Consider the following 15,150-nt stretch of genomic DNA (forward strand, 5'->3'; position numbering starts at 1 on the left):
TCAATCGCCTACTTATCGCCAGCGAGTAATTCGAGAGTGATATCTTCAAAGGTTAATACGCGTCCACCGTATTCCTTTGCAAAGGCTTCGGCGGCGGCTTTAGTGCTAAAAGGTGCGACTGCTGGCCCCATCACGGCTTTTTTACTGGTGCCGTAAACATAAAATGCGCTGGCGGCATCGATAAAGGCGCCATCATCAGGCTGTTCCCAATCGGTTGTCGCGGCGTCATGCACCATCATGTAAGCAATTTGTCTTTTATTTTCAGGCTGTAAGGCAAAGTTAAACATATCGCGGCTAGAGCAAAACTTAGGCACCATCTTCTCGGCCTTAAGGTGTACTTGTCCCTTTGGTCCAGGGTATTTAGTGATCACCATACCGCATAGGTGGCAACGATCATGCTCGTGGATCATCTCGGCTTTGTGTTGGTGATCGGTCGCTTCGCTCTTATTGCAGCCTAATAACAAAGGAGCGAGTAGTAACAACCCAAAGAACTTTTTCATACTGTTAATCCTTTGAAAAATATCAACGCCTCGCCAAGGCACCTTGCAGGGACAGACCTCTTGCGACGAGGGTTGATAAAAAAATGGTTCATCAAAGGCCGAGGCCTTAGTACATCGTTAAATCGCGTAGTTTTGGCCCGCTAACAGGATAAAGAGTCGTAGACACATCATCCCCACTACCGCACACATTCCCGACATGTAAAACGCTTTGGCCGAATGGCTAAAATGTTTACCCGTCGCAAAGTTCAGTAGCAGTGGCGCGGCAAAGCCGATACCCACAACACCAATCCAGAATACGCTTGCCCACACACCTTCATGGAAGGCAGCAAAAGCAAATTGACCACCGGCATTACCGGTTAATAGCGCTGTGGCGATCATGAAAATAAACATGGCTTCGGCGAACATAATGGGCCACTCAGCGCCGTGTAGAATCTTCATTTCGCCGCTGTGCAGGGGCTCTTTAAATAACCACACCGCCAGCATTTTGGCTGAAGCGCCACCCGCGGATAGACCCGAGGCAATAAACAGCGCAGGGAGTACCGAGGTGTTGATCAGCGGGAAGCGGATCAGCGCAGAAATCAAGAAGCCTGTGTAAGCACACACTGATAACGCCAGCACTAACGCGAGCGCTTCCATTGGGCGTCTAAAGCCTTTTAACTTGGCAATAATCGGCGCTAAAAACTTCAATTGTGGGATGGCCATCAGCTCTTTTTCGAGGGCTAAAAGTGCCACCACTGCCACTAACGGGATATATACCGACAGCGCAATAACACCAATCGACATCACAGAATTTAAGTTATAAAACACCAAAATTCGCCAGAAGAATAAGGGGTTAGTCAAGTCGAGTACCAGACATAACATCCCTAAGCTAATGGTTACAAAGGACAGTAAAGTCGCGGCTTTTAAGAAGGCGGTATTTTCAACCTGGCCTAGGTAAAAACGCAGCGCCAGCGCAATGGTTAACGCCCCGCCCGAAATCCCCGCGAAAAATAAATACACTGCAATCGGCCAAGGCCAAGCAACGCCTTGGGATAAGCCGAGGGTAAATTCCATACTGGTATCCATATTTACACTCCCAGTTTGACGATTGGTATGTAACGTAAGCTCGGCTCAGTACCAAACTGCGGCTTAATCCGCACTGAGTCTTTTACCGCCAATAACTTACTCACATAGGACTGAGGATCATTGGCATCACCAAAGATCAGCGCGTCGTACTTACAGCTCTGTACGCAGGCGGGTAGCTCGCCCTTAGACAGCTTGCTATGCAAACAGAAGTCACAGTTATCCGCCACATCCGTCTCTTTGTTGATGTAACGAGCGTTGTAAGGGCAAGCACCAATACAGTACTTACAACCCGCGCATTTGCTTGCATCCATAGTCACTATGCCGGTTTTCGCATCGCGGTGCGCCGCGCCCGTTGGACAAACCGTGACACAGGGGGCGTTTTTACACTGCTGGCAGGAAACCCGCACAAACTTACGCTCACAGTCACAACTCATCTTGCCGCAATGAGGGCAGGCTTGGCCTTCAACACGACCACTTTGCTGCTCAAGGATCACCCGAGAAACACCCGCGGGTAAGTTGTTTGCTTGGTTACAGGCGGTTTTACAATCACCACAACCGACACATTTATTTTGGTCAAACACCATGACGTAATGGGACTTATGGGCGCTGTCAGCATCTTCTTTGACCGAACAACCCGCTAAAGGTGTTAACATCAAAGAGCACATGCCAGCGCTTTTAAGGAACCTCCGTCTCTCTATATTTTCACTCACAACATCCTCCATCTATCGGTTTTATACCGACGTTTTTATTTATATCGTTATCGTTCCTACATGCCTGAAAATGGCTAGCGACTTGATTAATATCCACTTTCATTCAATTTGCTTTGGGCCTTGCCAATGGCGTTTAAAATGGCCTCACGATTAATCTCTGCCGTTGGCTGTGACAGTAGTGCCTGCCAATGGTCTATCGCCTCTTGGTAACGCCCATGAAGATACGCATCGGTGGCCTGTAACATGCGGGTCTGCGGCTCAAAGGGCGCAAACGCCAAGATCTGTGCAATCAGCGCTTGGGTTTGCGGCGTCATTTGGCGACCATCGCGGTAATAGAGTGCATTCGCTTTAGCGCCTAGCACCTCGGCATCTTCTCCCACCAACGCAAGCAACTTGTCCAAGGTCTGCACCGCATCGCTATATAAACCACCCGCGCTATAGGCCTGGGCAAGTGACATCAATGCCAGCGGGTTTTGTGGTTGATCGTCCACCAGGCGAACGGCTTTGGTAATGTCGGCTGCCACTAAGTAGTCAATATGTTCATTGACTATGCCCTTATCCCAATCCTGATAACGCCCCGTTTGGCTGTAGATAGCGAGCGTCATAGCAAGCAATACACCACTGCACAGCACTGGCAACCCAGGGGAGACTAAAGGCAGCCCCGCAACGGTTTGCTGTTGATTTAAGCGTGCGTGTTGCCAAAATATCCAAGCAACAAATCCGCTTAATAGGAGTGCGATGGTGAACCCTAAACTTGCCATACCTAACCTCTTTGCTTGCCGCCCCAAGCTCATGACTGAGCGTACAAAACTGAACGCTCAGTCCCCGATGTTTGCTCTTAGTGAGCAGGCATCATGCCCATCATGCGGGCTTCTTTTTTCTCACTTGGCTTTTCGATATTTTTCAGTTCAATTTCAAAGATCAAGGTAGATTGCGGTGGAATTTCACCCACAAATTCATTGCCATAGGCTAAGTTTGCTGGGATAACAAAGCGGTATTTAGAGCCCATTGGCATCAGTTTTAAGCCTTCTTCCCAACCAGGGATTACCGTCATTAAGGCAAAACGCGTAGGGTCTTTGCGGCCAACGGTATTTTCAAATTCAGTACCATCGATAAGCTTGCCAACGTATTCAACGGTGACCACATCCTCAGGATTAGGTTTGTTACCAGTTCCTTGGGTTAACACTTCATATTGCAGGCCGGATTCGGTCACAATCACGCCAGCTTTCTTTTTGTTTTCAGCAAGAAAGGCTTCACCCGCCTTGGTATTTTCAGCAGCTAATTTTTCAGCGTTGGCTTTTCTCACTTGATTTAATTCTTCGGCGCGTTGATTGAGATACGTCACCACTTCTTCATCGGTTAATTGCTGTTGTTTTTTCAGCGCGTCCACAAAACCTTGAACCACTAAGTCCACATTCACTTCTGCGCCCAGTTCCACTTGGTTATAAACCTGGCCAGAAATGTAGTTACCGACAGAGGCACCGATACTGTAAGACGCTTTATCTGCATCGGTTTTAAGGCTTGGGGCGGCAAAGCTCGCCATAGACACAAACAGTGCAGCGCAGGTCGCCACTGTGATGGTTTTTGGGATAAAAGACGTTGGCATAGATGTTTTCATTTTATGTTCTCTACAATTTAGCCCTGGGGCTTGGTGCGTTAGCCGAAAACGTATGGACATTGCCCATAACCGATTAATATATTTATTTGATTACTAGGGTTTTTCTGTTGTTCTTCCAGACATGCGCCAACCGAAAATGCCATCGGCCATATGGCGTACACCGGTGTAACCTAGCTTCATGGTTTCCCGTGCAGCCATGTTGCTGGCGGTACAAAGGCGGTTAGCGCAATAAAACACCATCACCGCATCTTTATTCTTTGGAAGTAACTCTCTCCAATTTTGAACATTGAAAAAAACCGCCCCGGGGATAAAACCTTCCGCCCAGATTTCCAGCGTGTTTACGTCGAAAAAATAAACCCCTTGCTTACCGACTAAGGTCTCTGCTTCCCGCATGGAAATAGGATTCAACTGAATTTCGTTATAGGGTGCTTCAGAAATATCAGAACCGCCCCCTGCAATGGCTGGAAGGCTGATGCCACCCAAGCTCAGTGCCATTAAGCCGCCTATCAGGCTTTGTCGGATCACGTTATTCATTATTTGGCCTCGTATATTCCCCGGCACGGATGTGCCGGGGACAAGTTAGACTCGAGTCGAACTAGATTTTCTGTGCGCTCAGACCTTTACCATCGATAATGGCTTGGGCTTGAGTGACATAGGTTAAGGCTGCATCGAGACGTTTCAGTGAGTAAGTTGGGCCGTGCGCACCCCATGAGCCGTCAGCCTTGATCAGGCGAACAACATCTTGGGCTTTGTCGGTCAACATCAGCACTTGAGTCTTGTCTTCTACCGACAGCTTGGTGACTTCTAACAGCTTGTCGATACGGGCAAGGGCTTGTTCTACTTGGGCAAAAGTTTCTTTAACTGGTTTTTGCCACTTTTGAACTTCACCGTAGATTTCCATCTGGTCTTCAAAGTGCAGACCCACTTCAAGTTCAGATTGGAACTGGCTGTGACAACCTTTGTTTTCCACTACATCGTGGTCTGAAGCCGAAGTACGGGCACAGGTCCACATCAAGTCGAGGTAGTTGTAGCCGTTTTCATCTTTCGCCACAGTCCAACCTTTGGTCGTCGCATCGCGAGACTTACCTTCTGGTGGGTTAAGGGTCTTACGCAGTGGATCGACATCAATCTTCCACATGTGTGACTTACGCACGTTGTCGAAGCCCGCCATATCTGGGAATTGGATCGCAGTGAAGTTTTCACAGCTTCCCATGTTTGGCATGTGACAGCTTTGACAAGTTTGGTTGCTGTGGGTGTTAGTGTTCTTAGCAATCTCGGCTTGAGCCGTATGACACTCAGTACACTCTTTGATGATTTTTGGTTTAGTAATGCCTGACTTCCAATCACCATCTGTCACTTCGTGAGGATCGTGACAGGTTGAACAACGCATACCTTTGTCATAGTGAGCAGAGGCAAACATTTGTGAACCTTCAGTACCGCAAGATGGGCAAGAAGATTTCATCTTCACGTTGAAGGCATATTCCAGCTTCTCTTTACCCTGTGGCGTTTCAGCTAGCTCTTCAACAAAGTTGAAGCGTTGGTGACAACGTTCACAGTTAGATGGCATACCGCCACCAATACCGCCGTCTAAGTGGCCGCCTGCGCCATGACACTCTTCACAGGTAATCCCTTTAGAAATCGTGTGTTTTTGCAGCTCTTTCGGGTTACCTAAAGCAGCGAAGAATTCATCTTTCGTTTGGAAGTCAAACTTGAAGCTATGGCACATTTCGCAATAGGAGCTAGCAGGTTGGAATAGGAATTCCTTCTCATACTTAGCACCGTATGAGCTCATGCCCCATTGGTGTGAACCGCTGGTACCAAAATCTTCCATTTTGACGGGGAAACTTGGAATAGCTTTGTTAATTTTTGCAGCCATTTCAGGAGTTAACCACTCAGCCCAACCGCGGGAGAATTGGTTACCACCAGCGACCATAGTACCAGTGCCATCTTTCAACAGACCGTCTTTCACATGGTAAGTACCGCGCACTAGGTAGGCGTCGATAAAACCATATTTAGTACGTGGCGTACCCACAGTCGCGTAGATAGCGTCTGGCGTAATACCCGATGGCAGAATCGTGGTATCTTTGGTGGTATACATGGTTTTTTTCAGGTCGTTATCGACTTCTGGATGTTCGCCAGGGAAGCGAATCGTCTTAGAGTGACGTGAACGTCTCCATTTTTCGTATTGCGGGCCATGACACTCACCGCATTTTTCTGGGCCCACAAACTTGTTAGGGAAATCTAAAATCGATTTTGCCCCTAAACGGTATTGCAGTGCTTTTGGACGCTGACCATCATTATAAGAGCTATAACGTACAGCGGTGCCATCGGTTGAGTTCACTTCTTTACTGTGTTTACTGTAAGCAACACTGTCACCACCGTGTAAATATTCTTCACCACGGTCACTGACTTTATAAGTGCCTTTTAAACGACCTTCTGCGTCATATTTAAAAACTGGGTGATTTTCAAATAGAAAATCAAACAATTCTTGCTCTTGAACAATATAATCCTGCAGTGTTTTAACACCACGGGATTTCTCCATTAAATTTTCATTTAAATTGGGGTTAGCCAAGATATCTTGAGTATAGTGAGTTTGTTGTTTATTACCCACACCAGGGACCACTTTACCATCCGATTTAGCATCGGATGCGATTGTGGTAGCGCTTACGGCAGAACCTAAACAAAACAGCACGCCTAAGGCTGTTTTGGTTTTCCATCGCTTCATCATTCACTCCTAATTTATCATTAGTTTTATATTTTCCACTGAACCTAACTGTTCACTGAACGACATAAACAATTGACCAGTGACGGCATAATGAATGAGAGAAGAAGCAAAAAATCTGCGCTAGAGCACATTAAATTTTGATTCAGAAATCAATAGAGCTAAAAATCAAAAAATACATATAAATCATAAATTTGATAAAATTTTATTAGTGATTTTTTAGATTTTAAATCTGTTTTTTTACATCTAAAAAAACCTAAAAACAGCTTTGATTTTTCAAAAAGAACCAAAGCCACAAATGACGATTTTAATACCGAGACAGATCACATTCCTTCCGTTAAAACTCAGTTACCCTGCAAGCCAATCGTGGAATGGGTAAAGACTTCACATCTAACTTACCTAGATAAAAACAAATAAGTCTGTACCGATTAACCGCTAAAAAGTAACCTCTCATTAATTTCAGTATTAATGTAAATCGATAACTAATGCCATGCAGGAAATATCAATGATAAATATGATTCCAGAAATAGGGCACATATTGCTAATCATGAGTACTGTTTTTGCATTATTGTCGGCAACGAATCATTTAATTGGTAGCTATCGGAATAACGTTTACCTAATCCACTTTGGCAATAAATTATTTTACGCACTATTTATTACCTTATTTGCCGCACTGTGTAGCTTAATATTTAGCTTTATTAGCGATGATTTTTCAGTCGCCTATGTTGCCAACCATTCTAATAGTCAACTCGCTGTGGGCTATAAAATTGCGGCCGTGTGGGGCAGCCATGAAGGCTCAATGTTATTTTGGGTATTCGCCATTGCCCTGTGGGGCGCAGTGATCAATTGGCGCCAAGCAACGAATAAGGTTAATCTCGATAGTGCCAGTTTACAGGCTGATAAGGCTTACTTTGGTCGAGTCCTCGCAATTTTGGGCTTAGTGATCCTCGGCTTTAATTTGTTTTTACTCTTTACCTCCAATCCCTTTGCCCGCTTGCTACCAAATATTCCAGTCGAAGGGCGCGACCTTAACCCCATATTGCAGGACATAGGCTTAATACTGCATCCACCTATGCTGTTTTTGGGATATGTCGGGCTAACGGTTTGCTTTGCCGCAGCACTGGCATCGTTACTGGGAGGAAAGTTACCGACTCGCCACCTCGAATACATGCGCCCTTGGGTGCTATTGGCGTGGATTTTCCTCACAGGGGGCAATGCCTTTGGTTCTTGGTGGGCTTATAACGAACTGGGCTGGGGCGGTTGGTGGTTTTGGGATCCCGTTGAAAACGCATCATTTATTCCTTGGCTGGTTGCGACAGCGCTGGTGCATTCTTTAGTGCTCACCCGAAAAACACAGGGCTTTACTCTTACTACACTGTTTTTATGTTTATTAGCATTCTCCCTTAGTTTGTTAGGCAGCTTTTTGGTGCGTTCCGGTATCGTGCAATCGGTACATGCCTTTGCTGCTGACCCAACCAGAGGTATGTCAATCCTATGTTTATTAGTGCTTTTTGTTGGTGCTGCCCTATTTATTTTTGCGATAAAAGCCCCCGCACTGAGACGAGAAGTCACCCATGCGCTATTAAGCAAAGAGACCTTATTACTGCTTGGGGTGATCGTGCTGGTAGTCGCGGCTTTTTCCGTACTACTTGGCACCTTTTATCCCCTGATATATGAGCTGTTAAACCTAGGTACTTTGTCGGTGGGCGCACCTTATTTTAATGCGATTTTTGTCCCATTGACCTTTATCGCTGTCGTCTTAATGGGCCTCGCCCCGCTACTCAATTGGGGGCAATCCACCCACAAACCACTCAAGGTATTGGCTGTCCCCACTGTAGCCATTGCCATTATTGCAACAGTGCTGGGTTATCAAGCTAAAGGCGATGGCGCATTATTCCTCGTTCTTGGCAGTGCCAGCGCGTTATTTTTATTGTTATGCCTTGGTTTGAGTCTAAAGATGATACTCAAGCCACCACGCGGCGCCCCAGAACGCTTACCCACAGCACGACCAATCCAGCCGTCAGCATCAAAGCGCGCAAGGGTCGCCATGATGCTCGGACACTTCGGGGTTGTAGTGACGATTATCGGCGCAACATCGGTGTCTTTTTTCGAACAGGAAGCCCTGCTACGAATGGGGCCAGGCCAGGGTAAACCGTTAGCGAATTATGTGCTGGTGTATGAGAGTACCGAGCAAGTTGAGAGCCAAAGTTTTACTGCTATTCAAGCCAATATCAGTGTACGCGATGCCAAGCAGGACGATCGAGTACTGGGCTATATCCAACCACAAAGACAAACCTTTAAAAGCAATGGTATGGAAATGTCCCACGCGGGCATCGACCACGGTTTTTGGCGCGATATTTACGTCTCAATGGGACTGCAACTGAGCGACACTGAGTACCTGATCCGCATTAGCTATAAACCATTGGCGACTTGGATTTGGCTAGGCGCCATGTTGATGATGCTCGCAGGAGCAATCGCTGCGTGGCCCGTCAGACAAGTTCGCCATGTCGAACACACAGAAGCACTGAGGGCAGCAGGCACCCCTCAGCTAGGGAGACTGTAACCCCATGAATCCATTATTTCGCTCCCCCTATTTGAGTTTATTGTTTTGGTTGTTGTCACTCATCCTCTGTTTTGGCGGGACAACCTTTCTCGCGACGGCACAGGAAAGCTCGGATATGGGCACATCCTATCAGCAACAGGCAATAGCGATCAGCAAAGTACTGCGTTGCCCAATGGCGACCAACCAAACCTTATTCGAGTCACAGGCACCTATCGCCCATGAGCTCAAGGGGCAAATTTTTTCGCTGCTTGAACAAGGCTATAAACGGGATGAGATCCTCGATTTTATGGTACAGCGCTACGGTGAAAAAATCCGTTATCAGCCAGAATTAAAACCCTCAACACTGGCGCTTTGGCTAGGCCCACTGGCGTTATTAATCATAGGGTTAGGCTTAGGTCTTACCCTGATAAAACGCAAGTCACCTGCCGCTAACAACGCGACTCGCTCAGTTTGAATATAAGGACAAACCCATGAAATCATCCACAGCCAAGCTCACCCTCCTTTGCACTTCATTGCTGCTGAGCTGCGTCGTGCAAGCCCATTCTCTGCAAAACAAACTCTATGACACTGGCGAAGCAATTCCAAAACCACGAGTCATGACGGGTTTTATTGAGATGCAACATGCCCGCGGGATACCCGAAGTGCCTTTTATGGATGAAGCTGGGCAAGCACAAAGCCTCAAACAACATCAAGGTAAGCTTACGCTAGTAAACCTCTGGGCAACCTGGTGTGTCCCTTGTTTAAGGGAAATCCCCGAGCTGCAAAAACTACAACAGCAATTTGCCGATAAAAAAATCGCTATTGTGCCAATTTCAATTGATGAAGAGATAAAAGAAGTACGCCCGTTTCTTAATCAGCATGGTTTTAATCAATACAGCACTTGGCTCGACCCCAACAAAAATATCGAGCAGATCATTCCTGCCAATGTGGTTCCTGCGACTTATTTATTTGATGCAAAAGGTAATCTTGTTGGATTTGTTCGTGGCTATTTAGATTGGTCTGACAAAGAGGTTGCCCCTTATTTGGATAAGCTGATCGCCAAATACGCGCAATAAGCCGTTAACCCAGCGGTCAATGACGAGGTCTTTAGTGACTTAGTCCGAGCCTGTTAATCAAATCTCCATTCGGTGTCCACCCTAATCTTTGCCGAAACCCGCTGCTCCCCGATTTGGCAGCGGGTATTTTTTACTTCAAGGCCAGCACACTTTGTATTCTGCGCCACCTTTCTTTAGAATTGCCGCAGTTATCCATAAATCGATTTCACCAATCTATTTGTAAAACCTATTGATAAAATCTAAGGCACTCCGATGAAACTCAGCTGTTTAACTCAACCTATTTATGACCACTTGTATCGTGATATCAGTGAGTTTCGCAGTACCTTCGACCTCGCCGTCAACGATGCCAGCTCATTAGATGATAAGGCTGACACCTTACATACTTCGCTGATTATTGAAGAGTTAACTGAACTTGCCGAAGCTGATAGCCGTATCGAACAAGCCGATGCGATTGTCGATTCAGTGTATGTGTTGATGGGGCGTTTAGTGCACTTAGGCGCCGAGCACATGCATGACAAATTAGAAATCAGCTACCTTATCGACTTGCTGCTGTGTGTCGCCAAAAACCGTGAAATTGACTTTATCGCCTGCTGGGACGAAGTCCATTCGAGCAATATGAGCAAAGTGTGCCGCAACGAGCAAGAGCTAGCCGAAACCATTGCTTTTTATGCCGAGCAAGGCGTTGACATCGTCGGCAGTAAAAAGGGCGAATTTATCATCGCCAAATGCGCTAAAGATGTAGAAATGGCCGGTAAAGTCGTGCGCCAAGGCAAGGTATTAAAGTCGGTGTACTATCGCCCAGCGGATTTAACTCAGTTAGTAAAAGCGTAACGTGTAGTGAATCTTCTCTTGCACTGGCGGCCAATGCTTTTATCACTAGGAAAACTACATGAATCCAGCAAAAGTGGTGCGTGCCAAGGTCAAACAATTAACGGATTTACCGAATATTGGTAAAGCGAGCGCGGCGGATCTACGTCTGCTCGGCATAGAGACTCCGGCGCAATTGCTTGGGAGAAATCCCTATGAAATGTATCAAACCCTGTGTGACAAAACGGGGCAAATCCACGATCCCTGTATGCTCGATGTGTTTATTTCGATTACCCGCTTTATGGCGGGCGACGATCCTCAACCTTGGTGGTTTTATACCGAGGAGCGCAAACAAGCACTCACTCATCCTTAATTTGAATGACCGTGTTCCTGCGGTGATTCAAGGGATTCAGTTACAACCGAACTATCAGGGTCATCCCTTAACCATTCGCGCCAGATAGCGACTAACAGCGCCATCAACACGGGGCCGACAAACAGACCCACAAAGCCCATGGTTTTCACTCCACCAATCAAGCCGAAAAAAGTCGGTAAGAAAGGCAGCTTAATAGGCCCACCAACCAGATTAGGGCGCAGGGTTTTATCGACGATAAACAGCTCGATACTGCCCCAGAGGAATAAGCCGACCCCAGCGGTCATATCGCCAGTGCCAACTAAATACAGTGAGATCAGGGTAAACATGGTTGGCGCGCCGCCTGGCACTAAGGCCATAAAAGCAGTCAACACCCCAAAGGCCACGGCCGAAGGCACGCCAGCAATCCAGTAGGCAATCCCCAGCACTATGCCTTCACCGATGGCGATAAGCGTCATGCCGATAACGGTTGAACTTACCGTCGCGGGCACCACGCGGGAAAAGCGATACCAGCGGGCGGGTAGAATACGCTCACCGACAATATCAATCTGCTTCGCCACCGACGCGCCATCTTTATATAAGAAAAACAAGGTGATCAGCATAAACAACAAGGTCAGCAGCAAGCCTAAAGTATTCCAGCCCAATTGCAGCACCCAACGGGAAATGCCTGTCAAATTTTGTCCGCTAATTGCACTGACTATCTTGCCCAGTTCATGGGGTTCCCCAATAAACTGTTGCCATTGTTGGGTAAACCACGCACCAACCCAAGGTAAATCCTTAATCCAAAGGGGAACGGGCGCGCCATGCTGGTTAGCATACACCAACCATTCAGCCCATATCCTAATCTCTTGTAAAGCATAGGAAAAAACAAATATCAGCGGTGTAATTAGCCCGACAATAATCAAAACTAACGCGATAGTGGCAGACAGCGCCGAGCGACCACCGCATTTAACCAATAATTTTTGATACAGCGGCCAACTGGAGAAGCAGACGATCAGGGCGGCCAAGGCGGGAACTAAAAAATCGATAAAAAAGAAAACACCAGCACACAGCAATAAAATCAATAGGGTACGACCCACCGCAGCATTACTGATAATCTGTGCCATCCACATACTCCCACAATAGAATCCAACAACAAGGTGAAAAACTCGGCAGAGTGCCAAGCAACAACCAGCCTTTGGGTCTTCCCCATTCTGTTAGCCAGTTTATTGCGCAGTGCTTTCCATGGGCAACGACATTTAACAAAAGCGTGAGTAGTGTATCAGTGGTGCTTGCATCCCCAAAGGTATTCGAATGTCTCGAAGGCCGAATGGCTGAAAATCCTTATGGCGCGGCCTTGAGCCTTGGAAGTAAACAGTAGATGCAGGCTTTGCACCTGTAACTATTTATTGGATATTAAACCCAAAGCCTAAAGCCAATTGCCGTGTCAGTTCGGCTGCGGGAATGTTTTGGCAACCACTGGCATTTTGCCCGCACCACAGCGGACTAAAATCGCCACATCCTTGTCGCTCCGCCGCCGTCCTTAAGCCTGCAACCGCTGAGGATGCCAAGGGGAAATCCGGTACAGCCTCATTCATCGGCCCCATTTCAGCCATAAAGCGGTTTACTATGCCGCGCGCAGGTCGACCAGAAAATAAATTAGTCAGCGCTGTATGCTGCGCGGCATCGCTTTGCAGCGCCTCACGATGGATTGCACTGGTATTGCACTCAGGGCAGAGCAAATAGGCCGTCCCCACTTGCACGGCCGAAGCGCCCATCGTCATGGCTGCGCGCACTGTGGCTACATCGACAATGCCACCTGCGGCAATCACAGGAATATCCACCGCCGCAATCACCTGCGGTAATAGACTAAAAGTGCCGAGCTGCTCGGTTAAATCCTCGGATAAAAAGTGTCCCCTATGGCCTCCTGCTTCTAAACCTTGGGCAATAATCGCATCGGCACCGTGGGCCTCAAGCCAGAGTGCTTCCTCGACGGTTGTCGCCGTAGAGATAACTTTTGATCCCCAAGCTTTAATTTCCAGCAGCAATTCTTCATCGGGCAAACCAAAGTGAAAACTCACCACCTCGGGCTTAAATTTGGCTAACACCTCGGCCTGTGACTTGCTGTAGGGTGTACGCTGGGCGCCAGCAGGCTGCACACTTGAGTCGAGATTAAATTCCGCAAAATAGGGGGCTAACTGTTCGAGCCAAATCGCTTGCTTGGCCGCCTGTGGCAGAGGCTCGCTATGGCAAAAGAAGTTCACATTGATAGGTTTAGTGGTGTTGCTGCGGATTTCGGTTAACTCAGCTTCAAGCGCCTCGAGGGATAACATGGCGCAAGGTAATGAACCTAAACCCCCCGCCTCAGACACGGCGATAGCAAGCGTACTGCCTTGCACTCCAGCCATAGGCGCTTGAATAATCGGAAATTCAATCCCAAATAATCGTGTAAGTCGACACGGCATACTTCACCTCCTTTGAACTTAATCCTGCTGTCACTCACTCCGCAGCAGTTACTCACTCCGAGACCGCCAGCTTAAACAACGATGACCACCAAACTGAGTGGCATTTATCACAATCTACCAGAAAACTGCACGCAACTTGTAGTATTTGCCAAATATTGAAAAATCGGTAAATTGGGTTAGATCATAAAATGTCATGCGTTAAGGGATATTTAAGTCTAATTAAAAGTAAAAATAATATCGACATAATTTAAATTACATTTGTATCATAATGCAAAACGCTTATTGACCTTATTCAAATAAAACCCGTGATATCAGCCGCACTAAGCGATAAAAAAACTATTTAGGTTACATTAAATACTTTATGATTCGCCCCCATTTTTTGGAGGCCATATGTTAATAAAATCTAGTCTATTTTCGACGTTCAATATTAATCGAATAATTATCTGCTTACTCTTGATGTTTACCACATCCGTTGCCTATGCAAAAAAAGATGATAATGACGATGAAATCACCCTTGGCCGCACCATATTACTCGGCATTGGCGATCATCCAGCCACCATACCTTTGATCATTTGCCGACAGGCAAAATATATCAAAATCAAAGCAGAAAGAGATGTGAGTATCGATCGTGTTGTCGTCACCTATGGGGATGATAAAACCCGCACCATCAAATTTGATACCGATATCGAGAAAGATGAACACTCGGAATGGAAATCATTAGGCGCCCGCCGCTGTGTTAAAAAAATTGAAGTATATGGAAACTCAGATCGTAGTAAAGCTGGGATAAAAGTATTAGGACGTAAATAACTTAAGTCATCAACAATAAGTATTAATCAGCTAATAATATTCTTTGAGCTAGCCGATTTTTATTAATAGTCTGAATATGAGTCATAAATAAATGAATTTTCGCACAATATTAATGTTATTACTCGGCCTTAATGTAACAGCGTGTGTTACCTTTCCTACTGAGGAATCGGCACATGTCAAAATATTATGGGAAAACTCCGTAGCTATTGAAAACTGTACTTATAAAGGCACAGTGATTGGTTCGCAGGGGCATTTCTATGATTATTGGCTGCACAGTGATAGGGATATGGTGTGGGGTACACTCAACGAGATGCGCATCAAAGCTCAAACCTTAGGTGCAGATACCGTCTACCTCTACCAGCCATTCAAGTTTTTAGGCTCAGTGACTATGATGGGTAATGCTTACCAATGCTCTGACATCCAAAGTTCAGCCAGTCAGTATCCGCAGATTGATGCGACGCAGGATACCACTTCGAGTCAGTGAGTCGC

General features: G+C 46.5%; 16 protein-coding genes. 7 read left to right on the forward strand and 9 right to left on the reverse strand.

The window, feature by feature from the left end; translation table 11 throughout:
* Positions 1-8: 8 nt before the first annotated feature.
* From AEA42_RS20255 to sirA, 7 genes are all read right to left on the reverse strand, one after another.
* The gene (locus tag AEA42_RS20255) at positions 9-500 is read right to left on the reverse strand and encodes a nitrous oxide reductase accessory protein NosL (RefSeq protein WP_037413896.1); all 492 of its coding nucleotides are present in this window, start codon (positions 498-500) and stop codon (positions 9-11) included.
* 117 nt (positions 501-617) lie between these two features.
* Positions 618-1,565, reverse strand: a complete 948-nt coding sequence (gene nrfD / locus AEA42_RS20260; protein ID WP_047537518.1) for an NrfD/PsrC family molybdoenzyme membrane anchor subunit — start codon at positions 1,563-1,565, stop codon at positions 618-620.
* 2 nt (positions 1,566-1,567) lie between these two features.
* Positions 1,568-2,275, reverse strand: a complete 708-nt coding sequence (locus tag AEA42_RS20265; protein WP_037427340.1) for a 4Fe-4S dicluster domain-containing protein — start codon at positions 2,273-2,275, stop codon at positions 1,568-1,570.
* A gap of 86 nt (positions 2,276-2,361) precedes the next feature.
* The gene (locus AEA42_RS20270) at positions 2,362-3,036 is read right to left on the reverse strand and encodes a tetratricopeptide repeat protein (protein WP_037413889.1); all 675 of its coding nucleotides are present in this window, start codon (positions 3,034-3,036) and stop codon (positions 2,362-2,364) included.
* A 77-nt stretch (positions 3,037-3,113) separates the two neighbouring features.
* A complete protein-coding gene (locus AEA42_RS20275; protein WP_037413888.1) occupies positions 3,114-3,893 on the reverse strand; it encodes an FKBP-type peptidyl-prolyl cis-trans isomerase in 780 nt (259 codons plus the stop codon).
* A gap of 93 nt (positions 3,894-3,986) precedes the next feature.
* Entirely contained in the window at positions 3,987-4,427 is a 441-nt protein-coding gene (locus AEA42_RS20280) for a rhodanese-like domain-containing protein (RefSeq protein ID WP_037427342.1), read from the reverse strand.
* A 61-nt stretch (positions 4,428-4,488) separates the two neighbouring features.
* Positions 4,489-6,618, reverse strand: a complete 2,130-nt coding sequence (sirA, locus tag AEA42_RS20285; RefSeq protein WP_037413884.1) for a dissimilatory sulfite reductase SirA — start codon at positions 6,616-6,618, stop codon at positions 4,489-4,491.
* A gap of 502 nt (positions 6,619-7,120) precedes the next feature.
* Here sirA and AEA42_RS20290 point away from each other — a divergent pair.
* The 5 genes from AEA42_RS20290 (at position 7,121) to AEA42_RS20310 (ending at position 11,413) form a co-directional block, all read left to right on the forward strand.
* Positions 7,121-9,178, forward strand: coding sequence for a heme lyase CcmF/NrfE family subunit (locus tag AEA42_RS20290; RefSeq protein ID WP_055648685.1), 2,058 nt, complete (start codon positions 7,121-7,123; stop codon positions 9,176-9,178).
* 4 nt (positions 9,179-9,182) lie between these two features.
* Positions 9,183-9,632 carry a cytochrome c-type biogenesis protein gene (locus tag AEA42_RS20295; RefSeq protein WP_055648686.1) on the forward strand — a complete coding sequence of 150 codons (450 nt, stop codon included), beginning with the start codon at positions 9,183-9,185 and terminating at the stop codon, positions 9,630-9,632.
* 16 nt (positions 9,633-9,648) lie between these two features.
* A complete protein-coding gene (locus AEA42_RS20300) occupies positions 9,649-10,233 on the forward strand; it encodes a TlpA disulfide reductase family protein (protein ID WP_037413878.1) in 585 nt (194 codons plus the stop codon).
* A 252-nt stretch (positions 10,234-10,485) separates the two neighbouring features.
* Complete coding sequence (locus AEA42_RS20305; RefSeq protein ID WP_037413877.1) at positions 10,486-11,064, forward strand: nucleoside triphosphate pyrophosphohydrolase family protein; 579 nt, start codon at positions 10,486-10,488, stop codon at positions 11,062-11,064.
* 58 nt (positions 11,065-11,122) lie between these two features.
* On the forward strand, positions 11,123-11,413 hold the full coding sequence (locus tag AEA42_RS20310) for a helix-hairpin-helix domain-containing protein (RefSeq protein ID WP_037427347.1): 291 nt from the start codon (positions 11,123-11,125) through the stop codon (positions 11,411-11,413).
* Here the strand turns inward: AEA42_RS20310 and AEA42_RS20315 are convergent.
* Positions 11,410-12,516, reverse strand: coding sequence for an AI-2E family transporter (locus tag AEA42_RS20315; protein WP_055648687.1), 1,107 nt, complete (start codon positions 12,514-12,516; stop codon positions 11,410-11,412). The two genes, AEA42_RS20310 and AEA42_RS20315, sit on opposite strands and share 4 nt — an antisense overlap.
* A 279-nt stretch (positions 12,517-12,795) precedes the next feature.
* Positions 12,796-13,854 (reverse strand): nitronate monooxygenase, encoded by a 1,059-nt coding sequence (locus AEA42_RS20320; RefSeq protein WP_037427349.1) that lies wholly within the window; start codon positions 13,852-13,854, stop codon positions 12,796-12,798.
* A gap of 390 nt (positions 13,855-14,244) precedes the next feature.
* Between AEA42_RS20320 and AEA42_RS20325 the strand changes: the two genes are divergently transcribed.
* Together AEA42_RS20325 and AEA42_RS20330 are read left to right on the forward strand one after the other, a co-directional pair.
* On the forward strand, positions 14,245-14,661 hold the full coding sequence (locus tag AEA42_RS20325) for a DUF2541 family protein (RefSeq protein WP_055648688.1): 417 nt from the start codon (positions 14,245-14,247) through the stop codon (positions 14,659-14,661).
* 91 nt (positions 14,662-14,752) lie between these two features.
* The gene (locus AEA42_RS20330; RefSeq protein ID WP_055648689.1) at positions 14,753-15,145 is read left to right on the forward strand and encodes a DUF4156 domain-containing protein; all 393 of its coding nucleotides are present in this window, start codon (positions 14,753-14,755) and stop codon (positions 15,143-15,145) included.
* Positions 15,146-15,150: the final 5 nt, after the last annotated feature.

The sequence above is a fragment of the Shewanella sp. Sh95 genome (assembly GCF_001308045.1).
Taxonomy (GTDB): Bacteria; Pseudomonadota; Gammaproteobacteria; order Enterobacterales; family Shewanellaceae; genus Shewanella; species Shewanella xiamenensis.